This is a genomic window from Prochlorococcus sp. MIT 1306 (assembly GCF_047304515.1).
Lineage (GTDB): Bacteria > Cyanobacteriota > Cyanobacteriia > PCC-6307 > Cyanobiaceae > Prochlorococcus > Prochlorococcus marinus_D.
In genome coordinates, this window is sequence record NZ_CP138959.1 from 738,541 (window position 1) to 764,768 (window position 26,228).

Annotated in this window: 30 protein-coding genes; 11 read left to right on the forward strand and 19 right to left on the reverse strand. The window is 48.4% G+C overall.

Translation table 11 applies throughout. The features are described 5' to 3' along the window. Window positions 1–47 precede the first annotated feature (47 nt). From SIB74_RS03955 to SIB74_RS03975, 5 genes are all read right to left on the reverse strand, one after another. Window positions 48–1,973, reverse strand: a complete 1,926-nt coding sequence (locus SIB74_RS03955; protein WP_063395339.1) for a DUF4114 domain-containing protein — start codon at window positions 1,971–1,973, stop codon at window positions 48–50. A 76-nt stretch (window positions 1,974–2,049) separates the two neighbouring features. Then, a complete protein-coding gene (locus tag SIB74_RS03960) occupies window positions 2,050–2,340 on the reverse strand; it encodes a SemiSWEET transporter (protein WP_063395338.1) in 291 nt (96 codons plus the stop codon). Window positions 2,341–2,649: 309 nt separating this feature from the next. After that, window positions 2,650–2,850 (reverse strand): hypothetical protein, encoded by a 201-nt coding sequence (locus SIB74_RS03965; protein WP_063395337.1) that lies wholly within the window; start codon window positions 2,848–2,850, stop codon window positions 2,650–2,652. Beyond that, window positions 2,837–3,100: a hypothetical protein gene (locus tag SIB74_RS03970; RefSeq protein WP_063395438.1), complete on the reverse strand. Its 264-nt coding sequence runs from the start codon at window positions 3,098–3,100 to the stop codon at window positions 2,837–2,839. Before SIB74_RS03970 ends, SIB74_RS03965 begins: the two co-directional genes overlap by 14 nt. Before the next feature lie 82 nt (window positions 3,101–3,182). Next, window positions 3,183–3,320, reverse strand: coding sequence for a hypothetical protein (locus tag SIB74_RS03975; protein ID WP_156486063.1), 138 nt, complete (start codon window positions 3,318–3,320; stop codon window positions 3,183–3,185). A 71-nt stretch (window positions 3,321–3,391) separates the two neighbouring features. On the opposite strand from SIB74_RS03975, the gene SIB74_RS03980 reads away from it, so the two are divergent. Then, the gene (locus SIB74_RS03980) at window positions 3,392–3,670 is read left to right on the forward strand and encodes a hypothetical protein (protein WP_036912024.1); all 279 of its coding nucleotides are present in this window, start codon (window positions 3,392–3,394) and stop codon (window positions 3,668–3,670) included. A gap of 134 nt (window positions 3,671–3,804) precedes the next feature. Then, window positions 3,805–4,092, forward strand: coding sequence for a hypothetical protein (locus tag SIB74_RS03985; RefSeq protein ID WP_063395336.1), 288 nt, complete (start codon window positions 3,805–3,807; stop codon window positions 4,090–4,092). Here the strand turns inward: SIB74_RS03985 and SIB74_RS03990 are convergent. Both SIB74_RS03990 and SIB74_RS03995 read right to left on the reverse strand, forming a co-directional pair. Continuing rightward, entirely contained in the window at window positions 4,080–4,820 is a 741-nt protein-coding gene (locus SIB74_RS03990; protein WP_063395335.1) for an amino acid ABC transporter ATP-binding protein, read from the reverse strand. The genes SIB74_RS03985 and SIB74_RS03990 overlap by 13 nt on opposite strands. Beyond that, on the reverse strand, window positions 4,817–5,845 hold the full coding sequence (locus SIB74_RS03995; RefSeq protein ID WP_063395334.1) for an amino acid ABC transporter permease: 1,029 nt from the start codon (window positions 5,843–5,845) through the stop codon (window positions 4,817–4,819). Before SIB74_RS03995 ends, SIB74_RS03990 begins: the two co-directional genes overlap by 4 nt. Window positions 5,846–6,076: 231 nt before the next feature. Here SIB74_RS03995 and SIB74_RS04000 point away from each other — a divergent pair, with 231 nt between their 5' ends. Then, a complete protein-coding gene (locus tag SIB74_RS04000) occupies window positions 6,077–6,313 on the forward strand; it encodes a DUF6868 family protein (RefSeq protein ID WP_041384377.1) in 237 nt (78 codons plus the stop codon). Window positions 6,314–6,490: 177 nt separating this feature from the next. Here the strand turns inward: SIB74_RS04000 and SIB74_RS04005 are convergent, their stop codons facing one another. From SIB74_RS04005 to SIB74_RS04030, 6 genes are all read right to left on the reverse strand, one after another. Beyond that, the gene (locus SIB74_RS04005) at window positions 6,491–7,000 is read right to left on the reverse strand and encodes an HdeD family acid-resistance protein (RefSeq protein WP_011825860.1); all 510 of its coding nucleotides are present in this window, start codon (window positions 6,998–7,000) and stop codon (window positions 6,491–6,493) included. A gap of 29 nt (window positions 7,001–7,029) precedes the next feature. Beyond that, window positions 7,030–7,923 carry an ABC transporter permease subunit gene (locus tag SIB74_RS04010; RefSeq protein ID WP_063395333.1) on the reverse strand — a complete coding sequence of 298 codons (894 nt, stop codon included), beginning with the start codon at window positions 7,921–7,923 and terminating at the stop codon, window positions 7,030–7,032. A 6-nt stretch (window positions 7,924–7,929) separates the two neighbouring features. Next, window positions 7,930–8,979, reverse strand: coding sequence for an amino acid ABC transporter substrate-binding protein (locus SIB74_RS04015; protein WP_063395332.1), 1,050 nt, complete (start codon window positions 8,977–8,979; stop codon window positions 7,930–7,932). Between the two features lie 1,122 nt (window positions 8,980–10,101). Next, window positions 10,102–10,491, reverse strand: coding sequence for a putative quinol monooxygenase (locus tag SIB74_RS04020; protein ID WP_063395437.1), 390 nt, complete (start codon window positions 10,489–10,491; stop codon window positions 10,102–10,104). A gap of 332 nt (window positions 10,492–10,823) precedes the next feature. Continuing rightward, a complete protein-coding gene (locus SIB74_RS04025; RefSeq protein WP_063395331.1) occupies window positions 10,824–12,404 on the reverse strand; it encodes a SulP family inorganic anion transporter in 1,581 nt (526 codons plus the stop codon). 32 nt (window positions 12,405–12,436) lie between these two features. Continuing rightward, window positions 12,437–13,714 carry an FAD-binding oxidoreductase gene (locus SIB74_RS04030; protein WP_063395330.1) on the reverse strand — a complete coding sequence of 426 codons (1,278 nt, stop codon included), beginning with the start codon at window positions 13,712–13,714 and terminating at the stop codon, window positions 12,437–12,439. 162 nt (window positions 13,715–13,876) lie between these two features. On the opposite strand from SIB74_RS04030, the gene SIB74_RS04035 reads away from it, so the two are divergent. Continuing rightward, window positions 13,877–14,956, forward strand: coding sequence for a sirohydrochlorin chelatase (locus SIB74_RS04035; protein WP_063395329.1), 1,080 nt, complete (start codon window positions 13,877–13,879; stop codon window positions 14,954–14,956). Here the strand turns inward: SIB74_RS04035 and SIB74_RS04040 are convergent. Then, on the reverse strand, window positions 14,936–15,238 hold the full coding sequence (locus tag SIB74_RS04040) for a hypothetical protein (protein ID WP_063395328.1): 303 nt from the start codon (window positions 15,236–15,238) through the stop codon (window positions 14,936–14,938). The genes SIB74_RS04035 and SIB74_RS04040 overlap by 21 nt on opposite strands. A gap of 108 nt (window positions 15,239–15,346) precedes the next feature. Here SIB74_RS04040 and SIB74_RS04045 point away from each other — a divergent pair, with 108 nt between their 5' ends. Then, on the forward strand, window positions 15,347–15,613 hold the full coding sequence (locus tag SIB74_RS04045) for a DUF2811 domain-containing protein (RefSeq protein ID WP_063395327.1): 267 nt from the start codon (window positions 15,347–15,349) through the stop codon (window positions 15,611–15,613). Here SIB74_RS04045 and SIB74_RS04050 read toward each other — a convergent pair. Then, window positions 15,594–17,249, reverse strand: coding sequence for a GMC oxidoreductase (locus tag SIB74_RS04050; protein WP_063395326.1), 1,656 nt, complete (start codon window positions 17,247–17,249; stop codon window positions 15,594–15,596). The two genes, SIB74_RS04045 and SIB74_RS04050, sit on opposite strands and share 20 nt — an antisense overlap. 194 nt (window positions 17,250–17,443) lie before the next feature. On the opposite strand from SIB74_RS04050, the gene SIB74_RS04055 reads away from it, so the two are divergent. Continuing rightward, window positions 17,444–17,722, forward strand: coding sequence for a hypothetical protein (locus tag SIB74_RS04055; RefSeq protein WP_231906006.1), 279 nt, complete (start codon window positions 17,444–17,446; stop codon window positions 17,720–17,722). Window positions 17,723–17,814: 92 nt separating this feature from the next. Here the strand turns inward: SIB74_RS04055 and SIB74_RS04060 are convergent, their stop codons facing one another. Beyond that, complete coding sequence (locus SIB74_RS04060) at window positions 17,815–18,009, reverse strand: hypothetical protein (protein ID WP_413681776.1); 195 nt, start codon at window positions 18,007–18,009, stop codon at window positions 17,815–17,817. 629 nt (window positions 18,010–18,638) lie between these two features. After that, window positions 18,639–18,845: a hypothetical protein gene (locus SIB74_RS04065; RefSeq protein ID WP_063398189.1), complete on the reverse strand. Its 207-nt coding sequence runs from the start codon at window positions 18,843–18,845 to the stop codon at window positions 18,639–18,641. A gap of 166 nt (window positions 18,846–19,011) precedes the next feature. Here SIB74_RS04065 and SIB74_RS04070 point away from each other — a divergent pair, with 166 nt between their 5' ends. The 5 genes from SIB74_RS04070 (at window position 19,012) to SIB74_RS04090 (ending at window position 24,318) form a co-directional block, all read left to right on the forward strand. After that, entirely contained in the window at window positions 19,012–19,194 is a 183-nt protein-coding gene (locus SIB74_RS04070) for a hypothetical protein (RefSeq protein WP_063395323.1), read from the forward strand. Between the two features lie 114 nt (window positions 19,195–19,308). Next, window positions 19,309–19,758, forward strand: coding sequence for a hypothetical protein (locus tag SIB74_RS04075; protein ID WP_063395322.1), 450 nt, complete (start codon window positions 19,309–19,311; stop codon window positions 19,756–19,758). Between the two features lie 251 nt (window positions 19,759–20,009). Next, on the forward strand, window positions 20,010–20,810 hold the full coding sequence (locus SIB74_RS04080; RefSeq protein WP_063395436.1) for a prohibitin family protein: 801 nt from the start codon (window positions 20,010–20,012) through the stop codon (window positions 20,808–20,810). 628 nt (window positions 20,811–21,438) lie between these two features. After that, complete coding sequence (locus tag SIB74_RS04085; RefSeq protein WP_231906005.1) at window positions 21,439–23,685, forward strand: cation:dicarboxylate symporter family transporter; 2,247 nt, start codon at window positions 21,439–21,441, stop codon at window positions 23,683–23,685. A gap of 450 nt (window positions 23,686–24,135) precedes the next feature. After that, entirely contained in the window at window positions 24,136–24,318 is a 183-nt protein-coding gene (locus tag SIB74_RS04090) for a hypothetical protein (protein ID WP_156486062.1), read from the forward strand. Window positions 24,319–24,791: 473 nt separating this feature from the next. Here SIB74_RS04090 and SIB74_RS04095 read toward each other — a convergent pair whose 3' ends face one another. Then, window positions 24,792–25,643, reverse strand: a complete 852-nt coding sequence (locus SIB74_RS04095; RefSeq protein WP_063395319.1) for a carbohydrate kinase family protein — start codon at window positions 25,641–25,643, stop codon at window positions 24,792–24,794. An 80-nt stretch (window positions 25,644–25,723) separates the two neighbouring features. Continuing rightward, a complete protein-coding gene (locus SIB74_RS04100; protein WP_074159113.1) occupies window positions 25,724–26,035 on the reverse strand; it encodes a hypothetical protein in 312 nt (103 codons plus the stop codon). Between the last annotated feature and the right edge of the window lie 193 nt (window positions 26,036–26,228).

Sequence of the window (26,228 nt, forward strand, 5' to 3'; positions counted from 1 at the left end):
ATGCTTAATGGAAGAACTACAGCAAAGCGAAACTTAACTGTTGAGATTCAGACTGTGATCGTATATCGCACGATCATGTCGGAGAAGTCCTTATCACCACCACCAAATAGATCCTCTACACCGAAGCCATTGGGACCAAGAGCAGTGAAATGCACGGACTTGTCAGAGTTAGCGCCAGTGAAGGCAAAATACTGTTCACCAGTTACTTCGTTGATCAGCAATGGTGCATAAATCTTTCCGGCCTCGGCATTGAACTGAAATTTATTGATTTCCTTATTTTCGATTTTCAATGAACTGTTTTTGCTGGTAAGCAGGTTGCTCCTCGCCACATAGTTGTAGCCGCTTTCATCGGGCATTAGCGTTCTGCCAGTTACAGGGTCAACTACACCACCATCGGGTCCTGCTACCTCATAAAACTGCAATGTTGAGCTGTGAGATGCTGAGCGACTAAATGACCCGGAAATAATGACGCTGGAGTCGGTCGCAAAACCTGTTGTGTCAATCAGGTCAATCGGCTTCGGCTTCAGGAGGTTGCTAGGAAGTACCGAGGCTACGTCTTTGGAGGCTTCGAAACTTGTGTAGAAACGACGTCCATAGGGATCTTCGTACGCGTAAATTTGCTGGCCGCTGATCGTGTCTTCCACTGCTACTCCTAGCAGCTTTCCAACCGGTAAGTTACTCAATGGATTTGTCAGTACGGCTCCTTCGATTTCGACATAGGTGGCAGTCATCGCACCATTAAGGTCGTTGATGATGGCAATGGTGTGATCAACGCTCGGCATCGTAAACGGGCCTGGTGCTGCAGCCTTTGCATCCGGATTATTACCAGGTCCACCAGGGTTATAAACGACTTGGTAATTACCACTTGATGGCATACGAACACTTCTTAGTCTCGTAATTGCACTGAGATCACCTTCTAGGATGATGTCGTAGTAATTATCATGATCTTCCACATAAGCGGCATTTTCTATTGTTCCTGCTGGTGCTAAATCTGCTATTCCTACAACTTTGATGGAACCATACTTGCCAATAGTGTAATCCTGATTCGATTTAGTAAGTGAAATTTTTTCGCCTTTATCGCCTTTCGCTTCAAGAATAAAGTATTTATTGAACTCGCTGGGTTGCAGGCTTGCAATACCATCTGGTGAGAATCCTGCACTGGTATAAAGGCGTAGGCGATATTGGGCTTGATCGCCATAAAGATCGCTCCCGCTGTTGCTAGCTGAAGTGGCGCCAACGCCAATAGGTCCGCCTTCTCCAAGCGGACTGAAGGTATTCAGTTTGGCCGCAACAAGCTTCGGGCCATCCCCTTGAACATAGGAGTTGCTGCTATCGATGGACAGTTCTGTAGCAAAGACAGGCCCTTTTGCTGAGAGCATCTGCAGGGGTGTGCCGTCATTGACGATTCGAACCGATACCGGATAGCGGGCTCCTTCACTTTCGGGGTTGAGGCGATTGCCGAAATCACCTCCCACCACAATCGTTTGGCGTTCATTGTATTCGAGGTTTGGCAAGAATCCTGCAAGGGCAGGCGATACGATCGAACCATCGTTCAGGGTGATCTCAAAATCGCTTCCATCACCATCTAAGGTTGTTGGTAAGACTGGATAACTGAACACCAATGGCATGGTGTCTTGCAACAAAAGATTCATGCCATAAACAGCTTTAGAGCCAACAACGCTCGCTGCACTTGTTAGCGCGCGGAGCGTTGGACTCAGCTCTGGATCAACACTTTCCCAGGCAACATTGTGATGCGCAGCTGCCTGCTGGCCCCCTGGCCCGAGTAAGTCTGGTACACCAATATATCCGTCAAATCCATAGTTGCCAGTGAAAAACTTTGCCTCGTTAGCAAATAGATCTGCGTTGTAGTTGATTGGGGTCAGTAAGCTTGATGCTCTACCCGATGTATTTTCTTGGTCTTTGTCTATGTAGGCGATCAGAGGATCGGCTAGAGGGCTATACCGGATGGCCATAATTAATGATTTTAGCTAGTGAACATAGCTTAGACCTTTAAAAATATATTTTAGCAAGGGCTGATGCTATCTGCTTTTAGCCTGCTGTAGTGGGTTGCTTCGCGTAGATTAACTTTAAGGTAAGGATTGTCATGTTGAGGATGAAGGTAATGATATTTGCAATGAGAACAGGAAGAGCATTCGTTTCTATCGCATAGATGATCCAAAATAACAGACCAGTGATAAACATCAAGAGCATCACTATTGATACGTCATCAGCCTTCTTGCTTTTCCATGTCTTTATGACCTGAGGTATGAATGCAATGGTCGTTAATGCAGCAGCTATAAAGCCGAAGGTGTTAGGAGCTATGAGTTGATCAATGCTCATTTAGAACTCTAAGAATTAGTTTCTAGAAAATAATTCCCTCAGTGTAATTGCACACCAGCTTTGCCTATCTAGAGAGGCACACCCCAGTAGCTTTTTGGAGTGCTTTGGCAAGACGCTCCTTGTTTAGGCGCTCCTCTGCAACAAATCCCTTATCGGCTGTGCTCAACCCAAAACGCCAACAGCTGTTCATATGACGCAGCGAGTGGTGCTTTGTTTTCGATAAGGAAATGGATAATGGTTGCTTCCTTGTGTATTTGCTCCGTCCAGGGAGAGCCATGCGTGACGCAATGGTTTTAAGCTCTCTTGCCTTCAGCTTTTAGAACGGATCCTTCTTTGCTGGAGGTAACGACCTAAAGGCTTGAGGGGAAAGGCCTTGGCCTCCACCTCATTCTTCAGAGCCTCAAGCGTGCGGGCCTGGGAGTCGATGTGCTCCCCGATGTCACGAGCCATCTTCTTGTCGAGGTTGTTGACCTCCTCAATGGCTGCAAGTAACCCATCAGCGATCGACATCGACCACCTCCTTGGTGGCTTCACGCTTAGTAAGCCGTGCCTCCTTCGCTTGATCCAATGCAAGGCGGAAGGTCTGGATGAATGCCCGCACAGCCTCAACCAAGCTAGACCCAGAGAACACGCCCCAAGAACCGTTCTCCTCAAAAGCCTCCTCTAGAGCTTCCCCTGCGTTCTCGAGCTCCTTAAGCACATGGCCATAACCATGGAGGATCTTGTTCAGCTCAGCCTTTTGGCGCAGGCTGAGATCCATTCCGAAGGAAGCCGAACAGGTGATCAAGAGTTGGCTCCAGCTCCATGGCAAGCCCCCCCCAGGATTAATTGCAGTTATCTGATCAGGGCTTCCAGGCCTGATCTGTAGGAGGAATGGCTTGAAATTTCATTCGCTGACCATTAAGCCCCCTTTGGGGAAGAGCAAACGTGAAGCTGCAACCAGCAATCAAGAGCTGAATGATCACTGACCAGAACATCATTTACTTACCACCTCTGGCCATGCGAGCTCATCAGAGGTGTGCAAGGCTGCAGTGATGGACATGTGATCTAGATGGAGACGCACACTGCTCTACTCACGTTGATCTCAATGGCGGTGTTGGTTGGCCTTGGTGTTGGCTATTTGGCAAAAACTGCGATGTTTAAGAACGGCCCAATCGAGAGAGGTCCACTCGGGCAAATGAAGGCAGGAGGGCTGTTTGACTTCGGGGCTGGGGAAAAGGTCAGCTCTCAACGAAAGCCTCCCTATCAAGCGAAGATCAGCCAGGACGAGACAATCAAAGCGCGATTGGAGAAGACCTTTGCTGATAGCGCATCAGGAAAGGACGATTGAGAATGACTGTTGCACAATGAATTACCAAGTTTTATAACGAAGTTATTGTTCTTGCATGATCCAATTGGTTGTGTAGCAAAGGCATCAAAGTAATGGCAAAGCAAAACTCTCCTTGATTAGTATTTTAATCAGTCTTGGTTTTAACAAGTCTTGGTTATCAGTGGTTGAACGGAGACCGCTCTTGGATATTTGGTTTGAACGCAGATAATGACAGCAGGCCGGTGAATACAGGCGATGTTGATACTTATATCAAGGGAGCTCACTCCGTTAGTGATAACCGTGATGTCTTCTTCTCGTATATTGCATCAGGAGTAGAAGCTTTCAGTAACAGCTGGAATTTCAATGGCTATGCACAAGTTTCAATCACTGACGTCGAAATTGCTTCAATCCTAAAAATCCTTGGAGAAATTCACATCATTTGATTGAGAAAACGGCGGCTGCGCTCTTCACGAGCATTCGCGAAAAACTCATCTGGTGATGAGGTCTCCACAACCTTGCCCTCATCCATAAACAACACCCGATCTGCCACCTCACGGGCGAAGCCCATCTCATGGGTGACAACCACCATGGTCATCCCATCATTCGCTAGCGATCGCATCGCATCAAGAACCTCCTTGACCCGTTCCGGATCGAGAGCGCTTGTAGGTTCATCAAAAAGCATGATTTCAGGTTGTAGTGCGAGTGCACGTGCAATGGCTACTCGTTGTTGCTGCCCTCCACTCAGCTGGCCAGGGTATTTACCTGCCTGCTCGGCAATTCCCATCTGAGTTAATAAATCATTAGCGCGTGCCTCCGCCTCCTTTCGAGGCCGACGTTGCACACGAATCGGTGCAAGAGTGATGTTGTCGAGGATGGATAGATGCGGGAAGAGATTGAATTGTTGAAACACCATGCCCACACGTTTACGGATACGTCGTATCTGACGTTCATCGTGGTCTGCATCTAAGGGGATACCAAGCACTTCAAGTCGCCCCTCATCAAGAGATTCGAGTCCATTGAAGGTTCGAATCAAGGTGCTTTTACCAGAACCCGAAGGACCCATGACGACCAAAACTTCTCCGCTTTCAACATGCAACGACACCTCATCAAGAGCTCGCTGATGATCACCAAAGGATTTAACAAGGCCCGTGGCTTGAATGGCTGGAATCATCGCTTTGAAGTCGCAGACCTTGTGGGGCTCAGTTGATGTTCAAGATGACGGGCAAGTAAGGCCATAGCAGTGCAAACCAACCAGTAAACCCCTGCTAGCCATACATACACCTCCAGATACCGACCAATGAAATCAGGGTTGGCCAACAGGCTGCGACTGATCCCCAGGAGTTCCACCAAACCCAAGATGGCCATCAGGCTGGTGTTCTGAAGTAATCCAACTGCTTGGTTGGTCAGGGCCGGTAGAGCTGTACGAAGTGCCTGCGGCAACAACACAAGTTGAATCATTTGCTTAGGACTCAGGCCCAGCACAGCAGCAGCTTCACGCTGGGTTCGTGGGATCGCTTGCAATCCACCTCGTACGTCTTCAGCGATGTATGCGGCAGCAAATAATGCGAAGGCCAATACAGCGCGCAGGACTCGATTGACTTCTAGATGCATGGGAAGGAAAAGGGGAATCAACAGCTGACCAAAAAACAACACTGCGATTAGAGGAACAGCCCGCATCACGTCGATATAGACGCTGCAACTTCGTTGGATCACGGCCAGCCTGGTTTGACGCCCGAGTGCCAAAAGGATGCCCAGCGGTAGAGCAAGAGCACCGCTGCAGGCGGTTAGCAGCAGGGTGAGGGTTAGGCCACCCCAGGCATGAGAAGGGATCGGCAGTAAACCGAGGCCACCAGCAAGAAGAACCACACCACAGGGCACCATCGCAATCCATACCAAAGGCAAGGCCTTCCGAATCCAACCCCGACGTGGCCCTAACAGCGTTAAAAAGGTGAGGCCTATCAGCAGCGCAATCCAAAGAAATGGGCGCCAACGTTGATGAGGTGGATAGCTACCAAAGGCATACAGCGGAAGGTTTTGGCTAACGACTTGCCAATCCGCATCAACAAAAAGCCAATGCAGGGTTGTGGTCGCAACCCAACCAAGCAGGGCAAGCAGCAAAACAGTCATCAAGCCATCCAGAGGAGTGGCCAATAGGTGCCGTTTCAGACGTTTAAAAGGGCTTGGCCCAGACTGCATCAGGATTTAGCAGGTGTACTCAGGAGAACTAGAAACTCAATTCGGACCACTTCTCTTGGGATAGAAACGATCAAGGGACATGCTCAAACGCATAGGCCATCGATGCAGATCATCAACGTAAGCCCATTTGTACATCCTGTTGAAACAGAGGTTCTGTTGCCCTTGTTGAGCCAAGCATGGACAGAAGCAAAAGCCATTGCTATTGCTTAGAGGTACTTCAAGATTTAGCCAATGGAGAGAGCTGAATTCGCTGAAATCTTTGCCAAGGCAACGGTGCTGAATTTCGCACTCTTGACCTTCTGGCTGATTGCTTTCATACGGCACCGTGAATGGGGCTACCGATGGCATTCACGCTGGTTCATCGATCTCAGCAAGAGAAGCTTTGACCGCCTCCACTATGGCGGAATGATGCTTTACGAAATCATGATCATCCTCTTCTGCTTGACACCTGCTTTGGTACTTAGGTGAGGTTAATGATCCTTTTGGCTTCTGCATTGCCTCGGAGTGCATTGTCTACAGCTAAGTAGTAGTAGTGCAAACATTGAAGGATTTAATGCATCCCTATGGGAATATTATATTTCAGCTTATTAATCGAGACTGGTCTCATTGGCGATATTTGATGATGTCGCCAATGAGATCCACTTGCTAAGTGGTCTCAGCAGGCTTAGGGCCCCTCAGCAGGTTGATTGCAGATAGGAACAATGCTGCCCCGAATAATGTTCCTAGAGCCCAAATGCTGTCTGAAGGCCATTCAATAACAAGCAATAGACCGAAGATTGCAGTGATCACTCCATCGAAGACCACCAATCCACCTAAAGGGCTTGGAGATGCTGCACCTCCAGCCAATTCCATCAAGCCTTCTATGAGAAGCAAGACCCCTGCAAACAAGGTAAGGCTGATTTCACTATCGACCGGGTCGATCAAAATCCAAAGAGCAGCTGCGATATAAAGCACGCCACTGAAGCCTCGAAACACTTTGCCCTGCAAGCCCGCTTCACCGCCAAGACGCAATAATTGGCCAATGCCTGCGGCACAGGCAGCCCCCCCGAGGGCAATGGTTAGCAAGGTGGCCGAGGCAAAAGGCAAAAGGATGGCAATGGCAGCTGCAATAAACAAGAGCACTGCTGCGATGCGCCGTTGAAGTAAAGAGTTCATGAAAAACAAAAACCTAATTGAGCTTAAGGCTATTGCTGGGATCTGATCACAACCCGATTGAGAACTTCCATCCCTCCAGTGATCAGAAGGTTAAGCAGCAAAAAACTGATCAACAACAAGAAGAATCCTTCAATTGCTCTGCCGGTCTGTGTGATTGTCGTATCACTTACCGCATAGACATCGGCATAACCTACGGCGATCGCCAATGTGCTGTTTTTGGCCAAGTTGAGATATTGGCTTGTCAGGCCAGGCAGGATTGCTGGTAAAGCTTGAGGTAACACCACTCGACGTAACCCAAAACCTTCTGGCAAACCAAGACTGCGAAACGCTTCCCATTGACCACTCGGAACAGAATTCAATCCACCGCGGACAATTTCAGCAATCGATGCTGCTGTGAAGATGCTTAGGCCCACTAATAAAGCCGAAAATTCAACGCTCAGATTTAGGCCAAGCAATTCGATCCCTTGGTTCGAGACACGTATCAAGGCTCCTAATGGCGCCAAGGGGGTCCCAGAAAGGCTTAAGAAAGCAACGAAATACCAGAACAACAGCTGAAGCAACAGAGGGATCTGCCGGATCAAGGCCACATATCCGCTCGACAGTGCTCGTAACAGCAGATTGCGGCTACTTCTGGCAGCCCCTGCAAGCACTCCAATCACCGTGGCCAGAACAAGGCCGCAAAGGATGACCTTGAGGCTGTTTAACCAGCCCATGCAAAGAGCCCAGGCATAACTATCCGAAGGCCTATAAGACAGCGGATGTTCAGCTAGAGCAAAGCCTGCAGGTCGTCCTAACCAAAGAAAGCTGAGCCCCATGTCCGTGCGGATCAGATTCACAGCGAGATTGTTGATCAACACGCCAAGAATGGTCAGCAGAGCGAGAGCGACGCCAACTTGCAAGCAAAAGTGCTGCGAGCGCTTCATGGGGGGTTAGTTAAATGGTGGCGCGATCAGTAAGCCACCTTGCCGATAGGAGCGATTTAGACCTCTAGGAATTGGCACAGAACTGTTTGGACCGAGGTGGCGGTTGTAGATCTCTCCATAATTGCCTGTGGCTCGGATCACCTTGACAACGAAGTCATCTGCCAGACCAAGCTTTTGACCAAGGCCAGCATCAACGCCTAGAAAGCGTCGCAGCGATGACATCTGTGGGTTTGTCTTGGCTTGTTGAAGCTTGCTGTCGACATTCTCTTGAGTAATACCAAATTCCTCAGCGGCAAAAAGAGCAAAGACCACCCATCGGATGGCATCACCAAGACGCTGGTCTCCACCTACTGAGGCAGGGGCAAGCGGTTCCTTACTCAGCACAACATCAAGAATGATGTGCTGCTCAGGATCAGGAAAACCAGATCGAGCCGCCGCAAGTTGAGAACGATCGGAAGTCATCGCTAGACATCGACCCTGGAGGTAGCCGGCGACAACTTGATTGAGATCTTGATACTTGATCGGCGTATAAGAAAGCTTTCGTTCCTGAAATGCATCGTTGAGGTTCTGTTCCGTCGTGGTGCCTGAGCCCACACAGATGTTGCTGGCTTTCAAATCCTGAAGGCCCTTAATTCCGCTACTTCGCTTGACCATCAACCCCTGGCCATCGTGAAACACCACAGGTGCAAAGGTGAGACCATTGCCTCCTGCTGCATCCCGACTGAGATTAAATGTGGTGTTACGTGAAAGCAGATCAATTTCGCCTGTTTTTAGAGCAGTGAAGCGTTCGGGAGCTGTAAGAGGTCGATATTGCACTTTCGTGGCATCGCCAACAACTGCAGCGGCCATAGCGCGGCAGATATCAACGTCTAGCCCTTCATAGCGACCATTGCCAAGTAGAAAACTAAAGCCTGGGATCTTGCCGCTAACACCACAATGCAATTGGCCGCGCTTGCTGATCAATTCCAGCCGAGAACCACCACCTTGATCAATTGAGGCACATCCTGTGGCAAGCAAAGACAGAGTGACTAGACCTGTGGCAAAACGCCTGATCATGCTGTAACTATGCAATTTAGCCTCATTCTCTCAGATCTTTGGCAAAGCTTGAGAATAATCGATTGCCACCTGACGCAATGCAGCAACTAAAACATTGCTTAGTTCAAAATGGAACTAGAGAATAGAATGACTCGTCTTAAATTCCGAAGACCAACTCTTGCATAAAGTAGATGTCTTCAAACATATTTCATGGCCTGTAATTAAAAAGGATTTGTTGCTCATATAGACCGAGAGAGGAATGGGGCTTGATATGAACAACTAGGTTTTTACGGTGATTAAATAAAAGTCAAGTGAGTGATCTTGCCGCTTTTAACTCTTTTCATGAACAGGGCAAAGATCTTTATCCCATGCTAATAGCATGGGATAGCGTATTGGATCTCTATCATTATCGATTCATCATTGGTCAGCAGTCTTCTTGGGATGAAGTGGATATTCCTAGTAAGCATAGACTAAGGGCCCAAGAGCCAATCCCGCCCCAATTCAATCATTCGTCTCACTTGCAGTGATTTCTAGGTTGACTAGATGCATGACATAATGCTTTCAACAGATCGTTCAAGCTCTCTTGCAGCTTACGATCTTTTGTCTACTTCGATACCAATAATGATTTTTACTGCTCTGATATTGATCTGTCTCAACTTTCAATGATTGACCCCTAGAGTAAAGGGTAGTGCGAAAAATCTGTAAGGCAGAACTTGTCTAAATACGAGTGACATTGAGATAAGGCTTATGCATTTTATCTATGCGAGACCAGGGAGATAAACAAGAGTTTTATGGTTTTTGATGAGATATTATAGCGATGAATTAACAGTTCAATACTGGTCTTAGTGTCAAGATAATATTTGAAGCACTTAACCGCCATAATTGAGGATAGAGAGAATCAGAAATCAATACTTAATGATTTTCATGTGATAACCAATGACGGAAAAGAAAGCCACATAGCGCAAAGCATGTCTATAAGCTCCTCATGCTTTCTGCACTATAGACTAATGATAATCAAAGGGTATTTATGGTTCCTAGTTGGAATAAATACTCAAAACAGATCTCATGCTGATCACTTATTATGCGTGTATGATTTTTTCGGTCATGCCAATTGTATCGCAACAGAAAGAATTCAGACAAAACTTAGACACGACTGTATCCACATCTTGTCTCGAAGATTTTTAGGGGTAATCCAGTTGCTGCCATTGCTGCTCGACACTCAGCACCAATGGTGCCGTAGACCTCAACACTAAAACCATTACCAAGTTCTGCATGCTTAGTGAGATAGTCACCAACGATTGGATTGGCAAGATGCGCCAAAAAGGCCGCATCATTAGCATAAACTTCAGACCAAACAAACGCGTGGGGATCATCTGGATCTTGATCAAATGTGTGATGCAACATTCCAGGCTCAGAATCCTTCACCCCTGCATCTGTCGTCGCAGCCAATGAAAGATAATCGTCAACAGAGCCTGGTTTTACATGGATGCGAGCCAGTAGAAGAAAGGGCGTAGAAGCATCGAAGTTCGCCATGAAAAGCATTGGTGAGCTAAAGAGTTATAGCAGCTCAGAGTAGGTGTATGAGAGAATTTCAAAATGAGCCAAGACATCATTTTTTCAGCAGAAGATCAAACTAATGATTTTGCAAAGTAGCGCGCTTGCTGGATGACGAAACACAAAGGGCCACTGGAATACTCCCAAGAAATCATTAGATGATTAAAATGTCATCGTGTCTAAGGAATTAATGGTTTAGATGAATCTAATATCTTCAAACTAGTTCATGATTTAAAATCATTAGCGCTGCAAACAACTCTAATGATAATACAGAGTAGAAAGTCTTGGTCATCATCTCAAATACAACCCTTCTAGATATGAGCAGGCTCCTGATTGCCGCCTATACGTTCAAACAGATCAAGACTCTCCTTATTAAGGCCAACCACCTCCACCTCTGATCCTCCAAGGCGAAGCTTGCGAATCACCTGATCCAAAGCAGCAACTCCGCTTTGGTCCCAGATGTGTGCTCGCGACATGTCGACTGTCACCTTGGCAGGGTGCTTATGAACGTCAAAGCCCTGTAAAAAATAAACCTTGCTCACGAAGAACAATTGTCCACTGACTTCATAACGAAGCTCATCAGGGTTGACTTGTATAACACTGACACGGATCACTTTGGCAACTTTACGGCTGAAGAGTACCCCTGCCAGTGCAACACCCGCTAACACTCCAAGCGCTAAATTATGGGGTGTGGTGAGCATGGTGACGGCAAAAGTCATCAGCATTACAGCTGTATCACTGCGAGGAATCTTTTTGAGCTGTCGGAGTCCGCGGATATCAGCAGTACTGACAGCAATCGCAATCATCACAGCCACTAATGCCGCCATAGGGATTTGTTTTAACCAACCTTGACCCAACAAGATCATTAACAATAAACTGACACCAGAAAACAATGTTGAAAGTCTGCTACGCCCACCATTCTCTGTATTCATCACAGATTGCCCCACAAGTGCACAGCCTGCCATTCCTCCAAAAAGAGAGGAGACAACATTTGCTATTCCCTGGCCTCGAGCCTCAACATTCTTGTTGGAGGTGGTATCAGTTAAATCATCAACGATGTCTTGGGTGAGGAACGTCTCAATCAACCCAACCAAGGAAACTGCGAGAGCTGTGGGTAAAACCAATCCAAATGTTTCAAGGTTGAATGGCACCTTGCCATCTGCTAATGATCCAAATGGAAGTGTGAAACTAGGGAGACCATCTGGAAGGCTTCCTAGGCTCTCAACAGTAGGAATATCGAGGTTGAAACCGATGCTAATGATCGTTAAGACAATGATGGCCACCAGCTGAGAAGGCAGCAGGCGAGTTAAGCGCGGTAAGCCATAAATAATCACCAAGCCAAGGATCACCAACCCCCAAACCAAAGGGATCTGGCCACCAGTAGGCAAAACCTGGGTTGCATGATCGACAACAACGTCTTCGCCGTAATGCAGATTCAGGCCTAATTGAGGGAATTGTGCTTGAAAAATTAATAAGGCAAGTGCATTCACAAATCCACTCAGCACCCCTTGAGGAACAAAACGCATTTGATAGGCAAGTCTCAAATAACCCCAAAGGATTTGCAATAGCCCAGTCAATAGGCCTGCTGCCATCAAATAGGAAAGGCCTAGGCCTTCACCAACGGCATTACCAGTCGCCACAATCCCTGTCATCAACAGTGCTGTCGAGCCAGTCGCTGAGGTGATCATCCCCATGCGTCCGCCGACTATGGCGATGGTGACTGAAAGGCAAAACGCTCCAAAGAGGCCCACTTGCGGATCAACACCAGCGATGCCTGAAAAGGCAATCGCCTCTGGGATCATTGCGAAGGCAACCACCAGCCCAGAGAGGAGATCTTTTGGAGGGTTGCCTAACCATTGTTTGATCAACGATGGTTCTGACCGGTTAATCATTAAAAAGGCTGGCTTTGACGGCAGACCTTATCTCAAAGCGACGGCAAAATACCGTTTGGGTCATGACGAGCCTTAAGTTCTTGAAGACCTGGTAACCATTCGCCGAATGCTGCTTTCAGCTCCCGCTGATGCCATGGCAGATGCGGATGCATCTGAGCCAGATGAACACCTTCGCAATAAGGCTCAAGCGTTGCCCATACCTTCTCTAGCCAGTTGAGACTTAGCGCTCTGATATGGCTATCTCCAGCCGGCCAGGCTGCCGTGATCCATGGTTTCCAGATCGCCTCACGGTGAATCAAAGAACTGACATCCTTACGCTGTCGACTGGCGACTCCGCCGAGTTGTTGAACAGCCAAGTAACACCTTGGATCTGGGCGTTCTGCCATCAGTTCGGCAAGGGCCGTGATCACTCCCTGACAGGCAGACCCCCAAGCAGGGCCAAGCAATGCAACGACTTCAGAGTGGCAACGCCCAATCGCTGTGTTTGAAACAACAGGCAATGCAAATGGTGGCAATTCATGTATGCCAGCAACATCGTCAATTTCAACAACGTTTGTGCAGAGAGTTGTTTTTTGCAGCTGATTGAATGTCGCAACAGCGACAGCATCGTTCGCAAGGATCACTCCGTAAGCGTGGATTTCATCCCCCCAGATCCACTGCAGGCTTAACGAATCAGGCCAGCTTTCAGCCTGATGGATAAGCTCCAACAGCTGTTCAAACGTCAAACTTGATTGCCAGATACGCAGCGGTTGCAGCAGATGTGTCTGAAGCTTGAGGTCTGTGATCACAGCCAGAAAAGGCGCTGCTCCGCAGAGACCACGCCAAGCCAATTGATCTTCAGAGCAGCAAGCAGCTTCCGGCTTGGAGAGAACAAAGCTTTCTCCATCGCCCCATACACCTTTGATCTCAAGGATTTGATCAATTGCTAATCCTTGACTGCGACTCAAAGGGCTGATGCCTCCAGTGAGGATGTAACCGAGGCCTGGCAGTCCTGATAGCCCTGTGGGAAAACTTCGTCCGTGCTTGGCGAGTTCTCTGAGAAGACCCTCCATTGTCTGACCAGCCCCAATCTCCACGTGTTGGGTGCTGGGATCGAAATGGATCTGGCGACAGCTTTGGCGCAGATCCAGAGTCCAGTGTCCTTCAGCTGCACAGCGACTGGTTGTGCCTCCGCTGCAAACCATTAAGGGTTTACGTTTGAGCTGTAGCGAGCGCATCAGCGCAGGAATGTCATCCGCTTTGGGATTGAAGACTCCTGCGATGCAAGCATCCTCTGCAAGTGCGTTTGGAACATGGAGGCGACGATGAATGGCGGCCTCTTAACCCTCATTGATCAGCGTAACTATCTCTGTCTTGAGGAGAAAGCCCTTGCTCATCAGGCTTCAGTCAAGATCTCATTGAAGACATCGAACTTTGCGTTGGTTCTCTTGCTTCACGACAACAGATAGGGTCTTTCTAGGTCGCTCCTCACTGTGAATCCTGCATCCTTAGATCATCCAGATGGTCATCTCGGCATCCTGATCTGTGGGCATGGCAGTCGGAATCGCTTAGCCGTTGAGGAGTTTGCCCAATTAGTCAAGGCGCTCAAGCCAAAATTCCCCACAATTCCCGTTGAATACGGCTACCTGGAATTTGCCCGTCCAGTGCTCAGAGAAGGCCTTGATCGGCTACTTGAACAAGGCGTGAAGAGGGTTCTTGCAGTCCCGGCGATGTTGTTTGCCGCAGGCCATGCCAAAAATGACATCCCCTCCGTACTCAACAACTACGCAGCTGAAAAGGGGTTAATCATTGATTACGGACGCGAACTTGGCATTAACGACTTAATGATCGGTGCGGCCGGCGCCCGCTTGAAAGAGGCGCTTGAATCTGCTCCTGAAGTCCCACTTTGCGAGACGCTCCTGGTGGTCGTAGGTCGTGGCTCCTCAGATCCTGATGCCAATTCCAATGTGGCCAAAATCACCAGGATGTTGGTGGAAGGCTTCGGATTCGCTTGGGGTGAAACCGTGTATTCCGGCGTCACCTTCCCCCTTGTGGAGCCTGGCTTGCGTTACCTAGTACGCCTCGGTTTCCGCCGCATCATCGTGTTTCCTTACTTCCTCTTCTCAGGGGTGTTGGTGAGTCGGATTCGAGAGCACACAAAGCGGGTTGCAGATGATCATCCCAATATTGAGTTTCTTGCGGCCAAATACCTCGGAGACCACCCCCTTGTCATCGAGACCTTTCGGGATCGCATTGACGAGATCTTGCGTGGCGGAGATACCGCAATGAACTGTTCGCTATGTAAATACAGGTCTGAGCTTCTCGGCTTTGAAAACGAAGTTGGTCTTGCGCAGGAAAGCCATCACCATCACGTCGAAGGCCTTACAGAGAGCTGCACCCTGTGCAAAAAGGAGTGCACTGGTGCCTGTCAGCCCGACGGCATACCAGTGTCCCTAAAGGAAAAGGCTCATGACCATGACCATGACCACAGCCATGGTCACTACCCCTATCCCCATGCTGAGCATCCATTTGGTCCAGTCAGCCTGAGAAAATCAAGCGAGACTGAAACCTAAAATCACTGATAGAACGCAAGGATCGTCAGCAGCTTTCTCACTTGCGATAGGCGCGACTCGACTTAGATAAGTAAGGCTGATCAGTCGCCAGGGGGGGGCTTTTCTCCGATTGCTTTCCACAGTTCTAAGAGGGTTTTCCACGGCCTCTTGGGCAACACTCTTGATGGGAAGGTGACTCTGTGGTTTAACAGCTTTGTTACTGATCTGCGTTACATCAGTAAGCCTTTGACTGCGTTCGGCTCCATGCTCAGCCCAATGAAGCCGGAACGCCTGTAAACACATGAGTCTTGCCTTTCTACGGGACAGCTTGCTAAGTGCTTGCAACGATTGACGCTAAGCCCAAGAGTGTGGCTTCCTGGTGTCAAGAAAAAAACTCGCTGAAGGCGTTCTATGGATCGAAATCACCTCGAGCGCTGCGTTGAAATCAATGATGCTTGCCAATCAGTTGAGACCACTTCCACCTATGTGAGCCTTGAAGCAGAAATTCCAGAAGTGCTCTATCGAGGCATGAAGGAATTCATCGGGTCACATCCCAACTGGGACCAATACCGCGTGATGAGTTCAGCCATCGCCCATTTCCTCTTTCAAAACGGCTGCGGGGATCGAGCCGTTACTGAGCGGTATCTCAATGACCTTTTCAGCCACGCCGAGGCTTAAGGGCTTGTAGACAAGCCCTTCTTGTAATCGCCATCATTGTCAGAGTGGGACTCTGCCAGGCGGATGTTGGCCAACACGCTCCATCCACAACAAGCACATTTGGACATCGCCAAAGACGGTTCCAACGATCCACAACACTGCAATCTTCACGTTCTCCCATCGCAGCACCGCCAACTTCATGGATGTAATACCCCGGCGGTGGAGACGTTTCACTGAGAGCTAGCGCACCATCGAGAAGGGGTTCGAGAAACATCAAATTAATCAGCTCCTTGAGCGGCAACATTGTTCCCCCAGCTGACTGGATCGCTGCCTTGATCGTGCCTTGCATGTGATCAACCATGGCCTGCTCGTTCTCCCCCCATCGACAATCGATATGTGGCACCGGAACACCCCAGCGATCCAAAGTGCTTGACAGCGTCACTTTGTTGCGAGGTGAAGGCAACACTTCACCATGCCCAATCAGGAAACCTGTAGCTGTGTCTGGTTTACGTTTCAACCAATCTGGGGGTTCAAAGCGATCAATCCCTCCCCAGAGTCCATAACCCCGCAAGAACTTCAACTGATTTTTAGGCTCTAAGCAAGCACCGAAAGGAAGAAAAAAACTGCCAGCTCCAGAAAGCACATTCGCCGTTGAGTCAGTCTCAGACACCTGCTTCACTTGGCTACGTGGCAGAGCAAAGAAACGACAGGTGGAGACGTGGTCCATCAAATAGCAACCGAGGTTGCCCGAGGGGTCAGTAAACCCCGCGCTGTGATGGCTCACTTCGGAACTCAGCAGGAGTCGAAGACTCTGAATTGTCGATGCACAAAGCACCACAAGCTCACCATGGAGCTCTTGTCGGTTGCCGTTGCGCTGATCAATCACCAGCACCCCTCGGGCTGCTGCATGATCTGGATGCATCAGCAACCGCTCAGCCTTGTGGTCGCTGAGGATCTCTACTTTGCCTGTGGCAAGTGCCATCTGTAAGGTGCTGCCCGGACTGCTTGAACGAGGCCAAGGTCCATCAACTGAAGGCTGGTGAGGTCCGAACCCTCGTGAATGAATGACTGGATAACCAAGTTCCGTATCAACGGCGCTAGCGAACTGTTGTTCGCTAGCTGTGAACGGTAATGGGGCGATGTAGTTGCCATCCGGTAACTGTTCCAACCCATCCACATGACCATGAACCTTCAATCGCTCTTCTAGGGCGGAATAATGAGGAGCTAACTCGCTGTATTGCAGTGGCCATTCAGGCCCATAACCATCTCTGCGCGAAGCCTTTAAGTCCTGATCTGAAAGACGAAGAGTGATTCCACCCCAAGTGAGGCTGCGCCCCCCCACCTGACGACCCTGGGTCCAGATGAAGGGGTGTTCAGAAGGATAGGTATAGGGATTCTCCTTTTCATTCGCGTAGAGCAACGGATTCGCTTTCCAATAGCCAGGATGTTGAGCCTGAGATCGATGCTTGCCGCTACATAAACCATCCAAACGTCTAAGGGTGTTTCCAGGTTCTGAGCCCAGGGCTTTTTGAGCAGACAAATCTGGCCCAGCTTCTACCACGAGCACACGTACACCAGCTTCTGCAAGGGTTAGAGCAGCAACCCCTCCAGTAGCACCAGAGCCGATCACGATCACCTCATAAGGGTGCTGAATCACGCTTGCATAGACAACATCAAGATAGTTTCGCCCCTCACGTGCATAGATACCATCTTGATCTCATAGCCCTGTCCGTTGACTTGATGCCTTGGAGAATGGATGTTCTGCTGCAATAGGGAGTTGAAAGTCTCGTGCTCGCCTTGAAACTTGCGACGGGAAGTACTCTGAATGGAAATGTCTATGTTTCCAATCCATTGAGCCCGATTGTAGGTAGCTACTCAGCTGAACCAGGTGTTCCTCTACAAGAATCTCAGGACCGCTGGTTCAAGTCAGATTTACTTCGACGGGAGGTGAACCTCTCAGAGTTGTACGAACTCTCTCAGGGTGAACTTGATCTAATAATGGCTGAAACAGCAACGATTCGCAGCGACCCAGACTCTAGTCGAAACAATCGTGGCAAGTTTGTAGTAGCAGGTTACGTTCTGGAGCTCGCCAAAATCATCAGCGATCGTCGAGCTAATCAATCATCTTGATTGGAGCGCCTATGACCTAGGCAAACTTAGATCCTGAAGGAGATTGAGAAAGTACTCCTCAACCCCCTTATCAATCAATAGGTACATTCGCATTAACGACGCAGCACTCCTCTTCCACCGCCAACGAAACCAATATCAAACAGAATGCCCATTGCAAGAATCAACAATCCACTAAAGCTGCTGAATCCACCATCCAGTGCGATTGCCCAACAATAAGCAAGGGTCGTTGTTGGAAGCAAAAATAGCCCTAACAATGGCCAGATCCAAACTCCAGCAAATGGGCCCATGATAAATGGTTGATAAAAGAACCACAGTGCAATCAGCACAACTCTTGGGGCTAGAAGTCCAAGCAAGCCGATTAAACACATGACTCATTCACCACTCTTCTTTCAATAGATAGCAATTCCTGCTTCGCCTGGTTGAGATGCCTGGCGGAATCCTCACCAGAGTAAAAACTCAAACTCACCAAAGAGGTTAAAGCCAAGACTTGCCCATAGGCAGCAAACGGCCGCTTCCTCTCCTCATCAGAATTTTCAAGAACCAAAGACTGCCAATGAGATACCTACCTTCCTGCAATGGCCAGGTCTCGCGGAGGTCAGACCGGATTGTGCACCGCACCAGCCCAGCTGTTGACAGAGGAGAAGAAACCCTGATGTTGAAAAGAATTTATGCAGACCGACAAAGCCGAGTCAATCAAATCTTTGATGGTTAGACCAAATTAGGGAAATCAAAAGGAGCAAAGATTTGAGCCTGACCCAAATGATTTAGATGTGCTGAAGCGAGATAAGCAAAAAAAACAGTATTTATTTCTAGAGAGCATGAGCATTCTTAAGACGTTATGGCAATTCCCTCCATGAACCATGGAGGGCCATTTCAGGCTGATCCCAGTTAGATGCTCGCCTTATGAAAAGAAGGTTCAGCCTTCTTTTTTGACGAAGACTTGCGTGGCAAGCAGGAACAGTCCTCCAGCGATAAGCAGTGCTATCTCGGGACGGATTGAGGGGCCGACTGCTGAGGCAAAGAGCACTGCAGGCATAACCACGTCCATGACGTCCATTTCAAAATCGCTGCCACTTCTAGCACTGAACAACCCCCCTCGTCCATCAACGTCATCAAAGGCCATGACAACCAATGCACTCAAGCCAAACCTGCTGAAACAGCTGCAAAGACATGCAGAGGGAGCTCCTAGAAGGCAAATCTAAAGAAAAGCTGAGTAAAGGTTGGGTAAGAATTGAGCTTCAGCAGTGCTTCTCAGGCTTATATGTATCACCCGATACAGGGAGCCAATCATGAGCACCCAAAACTCCAGAACACCAAAACCCGACAAAAGCCTTCCCCAACGCAAAACCACCTTCAAGTGGAACAGCAACGGAGAGTTGTCTGCGGTGGATATGGCACGAGTACTCGAGCGATTGACCAACCCAGCGCTGACCCAATGCGATCTTTCCTGTGAACTTGATCAAAATACCTAAATCAACTTGATATTGATTCAGGCTTCATGTACTGCCTGATCGCCTTGGAAGCTACACGTGCCATTGAGCCAAGCCCAGCAGCTGTGGCACCATCAACAAGACTAATAGATAGCCATGACAATTCTCAAGACCTTCATGATCAGGCTGAAGAGAACAGCGACTCTAATAGCCTTACTAGCACTTGTTTTGACAATATTCTCCCCTGCAGCAGTCTTCGCTTCTGAGATTGTTGATGTAGAAGATCCTACGCCATTAGAGCTCAAAGTCGCACAAGGCTATGCAGGCAAATTTTGCAATGGAGTTGCCATGGGCCTTACGCAAGAAAGTGCTCTTAAAATTGCAATTGCTGAAAATCGCAAACCCTCATTCAATCCCTCGTTATGGACTGCTGTCATCTCCAATGACAAGCAGCTAGAAAGTATAGACGAAAACAAAATTGCATCCCTTGTTACATCAATGGTTGTTGATAAATGTGGTGACCCTCTTGGGCTAAATAGCCAAACTGATGTGGATGAATTTACATCTTATTTCATATCTACGCGAGAAGACTCATTGAGTAATTGATGAGTTCTGACCATCATTGAAATGTCCATGACAATGAAGGTAATCCTCCAGATAACGCATCCTTAGATGAATGCATTCGGTCACCTGCGGCTGCAGGGTCGATGTATTTAAAGGAGTCCGCCAGAGTTTCGTTAGATCTACTGCTTGGCTGAGGGCCAAAGAGCTCAATGGTGTTGAGGTCCTCAACCGAAGCGCCCAGTATCAACAAAATGCAAGAAAGCTCCATAGGCTTTAGCAATCGAGATCTAGACATGGAAACCCCCTTTCGTAACGTCACTCCCAATACCCCCGGAGGCGCGGCATCACTTCTGATCGCGCTCTTGTTTTCCGGCCTTATCTTGATCACACAGGCTTTGTTCGTCGTCCCAGCAGGTCAAGTTGGAGTTGTGACCACGTTGGGCAAAGTCACTGGTGGATCTCGTCTGCCCGGGCTAAACCTCAAAATTCCGTTCATCCAAGCAGTAGCCCCCTTTGATGTCCGCACGCAGGTGAGGCCTGAGAAATTCGCGTCCCTAACCAAGGATCTTCAAGTCATTGAGGCCACCGCCACGGTGAAATATGCAGTACGGCCGAATGAAGCCGGGCGTGTGTACAGCACAATCGCCAGCAATGACCGCGAAATCTATCCACGCATTATTCAACCCTCCCTGCTCAAGGCACTTAAATCAGTGTTCTCCCAATACGAACTTGTCACTATTGCCAGCAAGTGGAGCGACATCTCAGAGCTTGTGGAACGGGCTGTCGCTGATGAACTCGATAAGTTTGACTATGTAGAAGTTCGTGGCCTTGATCTCACTGGCCTTGTCATCGCTGAAGAGTACAGAGCCGCTATCGAACAAAAGCAGATTGCAGAGCAACAACTTCTCAGAGCGCAAACTGAAGTTAAAATTGCTGAGCAGGAAGCACAGCGATACGAAACCCTCAACCGCACCCTCGACGACCAGGTGCTTTTTAAACTGTTCCTCGACAAATGGGACGGCAGCACGAAGGTTGTGCCCGCTTTGCCAGGATCAAAAGGAGGCGGGACGCCTGTGATCGTAGGGGGACGTTGATCATTAATCAGATCAGCCTAATTCTCAACTGTGGTAAGAACCGAAGACAAAAAATCACCACCAGACAAAAAGCCAGTTAAAAGTCAGTTAAAAGCTAATAAAAGCCCTGATTAAATATCCAAGTATTTAATCGCAGTGTTGGGGCGCATGCCAATACGCACTATTGCCGTTAAATTGATTGTGGCAATAGCACGGCAATCAAAAAGAAGAGTTATTATAGACTCATCAGAAAGGAGTTATCGTCACGGTGAATAATTAGGATTTGTCAGCAAATTATGCGGAAGAATATGAGTGGGTTCGCTGCCACTTAAGACCTCGATAAGTAGAAGCAAGCCATATCGTAAATTTGTGCATAGAAGATCAGTCGTGAAGCTATGCTTCCTCTGGTATTTAGCTTTTAATAGCGAATTAAGACGATTGAGGCAATGCTGAAAAGCACGATTGTGTCTATAATAAACACATAAGTATTGAGGCTTCTAGTGCCAAAAAGACATTTCTGTGTTGATAAGTTTAAACTCTGAGATTTTTAAGCACTACTCATTGATCAACTGATCATTAATCTTGAGTGACAGGTTCTCAACTCTGTGCTTGCCTTTAATGGCTAACCGTGAGGAATCGTTTTTCTGACGTGAAACGCCCTCCGGGACATGGAGTTGCCGAGATGGTTGCCGGACTGCGATGGCTTCTTTGGCCACTGAGCCGCTTTCTGCGTCAGAGCCTATCGATGCAGATCCTTGAAGGTTTGCTGGCAGGGGTCATTGCTGGGTTGATGCTTCCCGTGGCCATTGTGAGCCTGCTTGCACCAATAGGGGAAGGCTTCCTTCGCCTGTTCCAGATGCCAGTTGTGCCGTTTTTGAGCATTTCGCTCGTGGCTGGAGTGGGACGCCTTGAACTTGGTCAAGCAAGTCGGCTGCTCTGCCGAGCAGCGATGGTGCTGATGGGGTTCTGGGTGGTCGTGCTTGGGGCAGTGCTTTTGATTCCCCTTGGCTTTCCAGATTGGCGGGAAGCATCGTTCTTCCGGCCAAGCCTCTTAGAGGCTGCTAAGCCGATGAACCTCATCGAACTGTTTATTCCAGTCAATCCATTCGCAGCATTTGCAGACACACAAATTCCAGCAGTGGTGCTGTTTTCTATTGCGCTCGGCATCGCTCTGATTTCAGTTCCAAAAAGGCAGGGCTTGATCGAGGTGTTGGATCGGGTTCAATCAGCGCTGTTGAAGATCTCTGCATACATCGCAAGGTATACACCACTTGGAGTGTTTGCGATCCTCGCAAGCACGACGTCTCAAGTTTCACCATCAGAGATCCCTCGACTCGCCATCTACATTGTTTTGCAGGGCGGAGTTGCAGTTGTCCTTACATTTCTCTTCCTTCCCTACCTCGTTCAAGCAGTCATCCCTATCAAGGCCGGGGAACTGATCAAATCTTTCCGTACACCGCTTTTGATTGCGTTCTCAACAGCAAATTTACTGGTGGTACTTCCATTACTAATCAATCAAGGCAAACAGCTCTTGATTGAGGGGATGGCAAGACAACGTTCCCTTGGCTTAGAAGATCGTGAAAGCCGTAAAAAGTTAGCTCAGTCGATCGAATTACCGGTTGAGGTGCTGACTCCTCTTGCGCTGGTCTTTCCTGATATGGGCCGAGTGTTGTCGCTTGCTTTCGTCCCTTTTGCAGGTTGGCTTACAGGCAATCCGTTAACAGTCGAACAAATGCCCAGCTTCCTCATCACAGGTCTGGCAAGCACTTTTCTTGAAGGAGTGCTTGCGATGACATTCCTGCTGAGCAAGATGGGCCTGCCTACAGACATGGTGAATCTCTACATTGCCCTTGATCAGTTGGCTGTAGCACGTCTTGGCACGCTGCTCGCATGCATGAGTGTGATCAGCCTTGTACTTGTTGGGACATGGATCAGCCTTGAGGGATTTCGATACAGATTATCGAAACTTTTACCAGTTGCTCTCTCAATGCTAATCATACCAATATTCATCAGTGTGAGTCGGTTTATCCTCAATCAAATTCCGCAACCAAGCAATCCATACCGAAGTCAACTCGAGACTCAAGGCTTTGTTCTGGCCAAAGAGAAAGCAGAGCTAATCAAGCAACCCAAGCCTCTCGAAGAAGCCGGTATCTGGCCGTCAATGCAGGCTAGAGGAGCAATCCGTTACTGCATCCATAAGCAGGATTATCCAATGGCTTATCGCAATGCAAAACAAGAGTTAGTTGGTGCTGATGTAGAAACTGGGCTTTTATTTGCAGAAGATATGGGTATGAAAGCTAGCTTTATTCAAATCGATCACTTGGGTAATCCAAATAAGGTTAGACCAAATGGACTCGAGGCACTGAAGAATGAATTATGTGACCTAAAACTATCCAGTGATATCATTGTACCTCAGGAGTCTGCTGAGGTGTTGTACACTTCAACCAATCAAAGCTACGGCATAGGATTGCTGTTAAAGGGGAGTCGATTCAGTAGTAAATATAGATGGAAAGAGATCAAGGCTATAAAAGGGTTTCGAGTTGGTCTCGAAGCTCATTCCCCGTACAGTATCAATTGGGTGCAACGATTGCTTCCGCACGCTATCTTGAATACATCGAAAGGAACGGCCGAGCTACTCAAGGAACTCAAAAATGATAATCTTGATGCAGTAATCATTTCGGCCCAGAAGGGTGCTGCTTGGAATGTACTCGAACCAAGCCTCACATTACTCGTACCAAAACCTACAAAAAGCTTGCCGACCGCAAGACAAGTTCCTGAAGATGCGATTGAGCTCTCCAGGGTTTGGAATCATTGGCTAAAGCTGCAGGGGTTTGACGGAACTAAAAATAAAGTTTATCAACACTGGGTTGAAGGAATTGCAGATGAGGAAAAATAGTGACGCTAACAATATCAACCGAGCAATAGACAAGACTTGACAGTTGCCTAATCATTTTAAGATTGATATCCTGGAAATATGTATGTCAATGATAGTGCTAGAATACGCGAGAGCTTTAACGAGTAGTCAGTATTATATCCATAAAAAATGACAAGAAAGAATCAATCTATTGATCAGATTCAGTGAGTTTGATCAAAGGGTGTTCTGTTTAGAGATTAATAACCCAATAGTTTTCTTGGCGAATCAAAATCTAAGTACAAACATCTGCGACAGCCTGCCTCTCTTTTGATCTAGTCAGGATTGCCAGCCTTGGTTAGGTCAGAAGAAAGGGGATGAAGCTTTTTCCTGGCGCGAGGCGGCGACACCCTCAACCGTGAAGTCGGTGCACTGCTGGACAATTGATGGGCATGTGGACCCCATTCGGGGATAGGTGCAGGTTGTGCATTCCGATTGACATTCGTTGAACGGATTGGAGTTAACGATGAGCGGGAAGGCTTTAACCGTCGTTGGGAGCGCGATGCAGTCAAGGTGATCAACAATGCGATTGCGCTAATAAATACGGGGCGCAAAGTAAAAACTGAAAAGCGCCCTCCGAGCAATATTGCAATGCCAACAACAATGGTTAGCTCGTAAGGGTGTGGAGAGGATCTCATTGATCGTCTTCCAATTCGGTAGTACTCAAGCTTCTAACGCATTGATCTTCTTGTCGCAAGGATTGCCTCGATCTTCGAAAGTCCTGATCCAGCAGCTGAGCTGCCCATCGGTTGAGAACAATGCAAAGGGCGAATGGGTAGATGCTCAATTGATCAAAGCCGATAAGACGTCTTGCTAACAAGCAAAAAAGTGCTCAGGGACCGCGCAGATCTTGGACATCAATCAGCTGTGATTTCTTGGATTTATAGGCTGATCACCCTCCCGGCCAATTGCCTCTGCAAATCAAGCGTCATCTTTCTGAATCAAGCTGAGCGCTATCTCTTATTTTTCCGATAAAGATCTGATCGCGATTGCCTAAGTGAATCAGGTTGACCCTCACTTCAAGCTACTGACAAGCTATTGGCAGGCTTGCCTTCAAGTCTGAAGGTCGAATCAACGCCCAACTCTCAGACTCACTCATCACTGGAGTAAGGCCCAAAATGAGTTGCACAGCTTGCACCGCAGTGAGCCCCTAGGCTGATCGCCTGTTCATCAGTCCAACCAGCAGCCAAACCTGCAGTTACCCCAGCGGCAAAGCTATCGCCACAGCCATAGGCATCCACGACTGGAGACTTCAGTGAAACAGCCTGATAGCGTCCCCCAGGCCATAGCTGACCGCCTAAAGCTCCTTCAGTTGCAATTCTCAGCCGGGGAGTTGGAAAGAGAGCTTTATCTGGAACGTGTTCGCCTGGATCAAGACCACTACCAATCAGCGCATCAAGCTGAATATTCGCCTGCTCAAGTGTTTCTAGACGAACGCGAGGAGTAGCTGCCATCACACCAGCATGACGACAATGATGCAGTGCAGGGGCATCTGCAGCGGTCACAAAAACACCGTCGTAACCAGCAAGGGCTCCCCAGCCCAGCGCATCTTTTGCTCTGGGTTGTAAACGCTCGCCAATAACTGTAATTGCCCGTTCCCCATGAGAATCAACAAGGCTGATCGCCCGACGAGTGGGTTGATCACGCCAAGCCACAGTCAGGCTTAAGCCAAGCTGCTGGAGTCTTTGAAAACTCTTTTCACCGTATGAATCTCGACCTAGAGCTGTTATGAATTGAACGGGTTGTTTAACGAGCCGAGCCAATTGCACCGCGACGACAGCTCCACCGCCAGCGGGCTCTTCAAAAGCATGATCTGCATGGCTGATTACCCCAGGCTGGGGTAATTGATCTGTAGACAGGAAGGTCACCCATTCAACGTGGCCCACAACGGCCAACTTCAGCTTGGGAAGATCTGGCAGATCCTGGGGTTCCAAGAGATTCATGGTGATTGATTCACTCAATAGAAAAAGGATGCATCAGTAAGGCATGGTCAGGCCGATGGGGCTGTTGGCTATCGATTTGACTAGTAACAAGCCTGGGCCGCTCGCTTAGGCCATGATCGTTGCAGGGCATGCACAAAGCCTTGGCTGATTCGTGGCCTTAGAAAAAAGGAGGACTGGCGAATGGCGTGCCTCTTTGCTATCCCTGGGTAACTGCCAAAGCACAATGGCAACACTGTTACAGGCAACTGGGGTGGAGCTAGAGCCATGCCTTTGCGAGCATTGCTGTCAGATTCGAAGTCAACAAAAGGAAGCCCAGAGAGTCTGGCAACTTCCGAAATTCCAAAGCGGTTGCTGGCAGCGTCTTGATCTGCATCATTCCAGCAAGGCCGCATAATCTAAAAATGGCAAGCAGATGATCGACAGAACCAAAACCCAGTTCTTCATGCGAGCTGGGTTGACCATCTCCTGGTTCTCTCAGCATGATGATTTGCACTGTTCACTGATGTAGAGAGTTCGCATTCAAGCTCTCAAAAGAGGGCTAAAAAGCCGTTCGCAAATGATCGTTATCGACAAGAGTTTCCTTCA

Coding starts and splice junctions, on each gene's coding strand:
- SIB74_RS03955 (WP_063395339.1), bottom strand. CDS start 1,973: ATGGCCATCCGGTATAGCCCTCTAGCCGATCCTCTGATCGCCTACATA.
- SIB74_RS03960 (WP_063395338.1), bottom strand. CDS start 2,340: ATGAGCATTGATCAACTCATAGCTCCTAACACCTTCGGCTTTATAGCT.
- SIB74_RS03965 (WP_063395337.1), bottom strand. CDS start 2,850: ATGTCGATCGCTGATGGGTTACTTGCAGCCATTGAGGAGGTCAACAAC.
- SIB74_RS03970 (WP_063395438.1), bottom strand. CDS start 3,100: ATGGATCTCAGCCTGCGCCAAAAGGCTGAGCTGAACAAGATCCTCCAT.
- SIB74_RS03975 (WP_156486063.1), bottom strand. CDS start 3,320: ATGATGTTCTGGTCAGTGATCATTCAGCTCTTGATTGCTGGTTGCAGC.
- SIB74_RS03980 (WP_036912024.1), top strand. CDS start 3,392: ATGGAGACGCACACTGCTCTACTCACGTTGATCTCAATGGCGGTGTTG.
- SIB74_RS03990 (WP_063395335.1), bottom strand. CDS start 4,820: ATGATTCCAGCCATTCAAGCCACGGGCCTTGTTAAATCCTTTGGTGAT.
- SIB74_RS03995 (WP_063395334.1), bottom strand. CDS start 5,845: ATGCAGTCTGGGCCAAGCCCTTTTAAACGTCTGAAACGGCACCTATTG.
- SIB74_RS04000 (WP_041384377.1), top strand. CDS start 6,077: ATGGAGAGAGCTGAATTCGCTGAAATCTTTGCCAAGGCAACGGTGCTG.
- SIB74_RS04005 (WP_011825860.1), bottom strand. CDS start 7,000: ATGAACTCTTTACTTCAACGGCGCATCGCAGCAGTGCTCTTGTTTATT.
- SIB74_RS04010 (WP_063395333.1), bottom strand. CDS start 7,923: ATGAAGCGCTCGCAGCACTTTTGCTTGCAAGTTGGCGTCGCTCTCGCT.
- SIB74_RS04015 (WP_063395332.1), bottom strand. CDS start 8,979: ATGATCAGGCGTTTTGCCACAGGTCTAGTCACTCTGTCTTTGCTTGCC.
- SIB74_RS04020 (WP_063395437.1), bottom strand. CDS start 10,491: ATGGCGAACTTCGATGCTTCTACGCCCTTTCTTCTACTGGCTCGCATC.
- SIB74_RS04025 (WP_063395331.1), bottom strand. CDS start 12,404: ATGATTAACCGGTCAGAACCATCGTTGATCAAACAATGGTTAGGCAAC.
- SIB74_RS04040 (WP_063395328.1), bottom strand. CDS start 15,238: ATGTGTTTACAGGCGTTCCGGCTTCATTGGGCTGAGCATGGAGCCGAA.
- SIB74_RS04045 (WP_063395327.1), top strand. CDS start 15,347: ATGGATCGAAATCACCTCGAGCGCTGCGTTGAAATCAATGATGCTTGC.
- SIB74_RS04060 (WP_413681776.1), bottom strand. CDS start 18,009: ATGGGCCCATTTGCTGGAGTTTGGATCTGGCCATTGTTAGGGCTATTT.
- SIB74_RS04065 (WP_063398189.1), bottom strand. CDS start 18,845: ATGGCCTTTGATGACGTTGATGGACGAGGGGGGTTGTTCAGTGCTAGA.
- SIB74_RS04070 (WP_063395323.1), top strand. CDS start 19,012: ATGAGCACCCAAAACTCCAGAACACCAAAACCCGACAAAAGCCTTCCC.
- SIB74_RS04075 (WP_063395322.1), top strand. CDS start 19,309: ATGACAATTCTCAAGACCTTCATGATCAGGCTGAAGAGAACAGCGACT.
- SIB74_RS04080 (WP_063395436.1), top strand. CDS start 20,010: ATGGAAACCCCCTTTCGTAACGTCACTCCCAATACCCCCGGAGGCGCG.
- SIB74_RS04095 (WP_063395319.1), bottom strand. CDS start 25,643: ATGAATCTCTTGGAACCCCAGGATCTGCCAGATCTTCCCAAGCTGAAG.
- SIB74_RS04100 (WP_074159113.1), bottom strand. CDS start 26,035: ATGCGGCCTTGCTGGAATGATGCAGATCAAGACGCTGCCAGCAACCGC.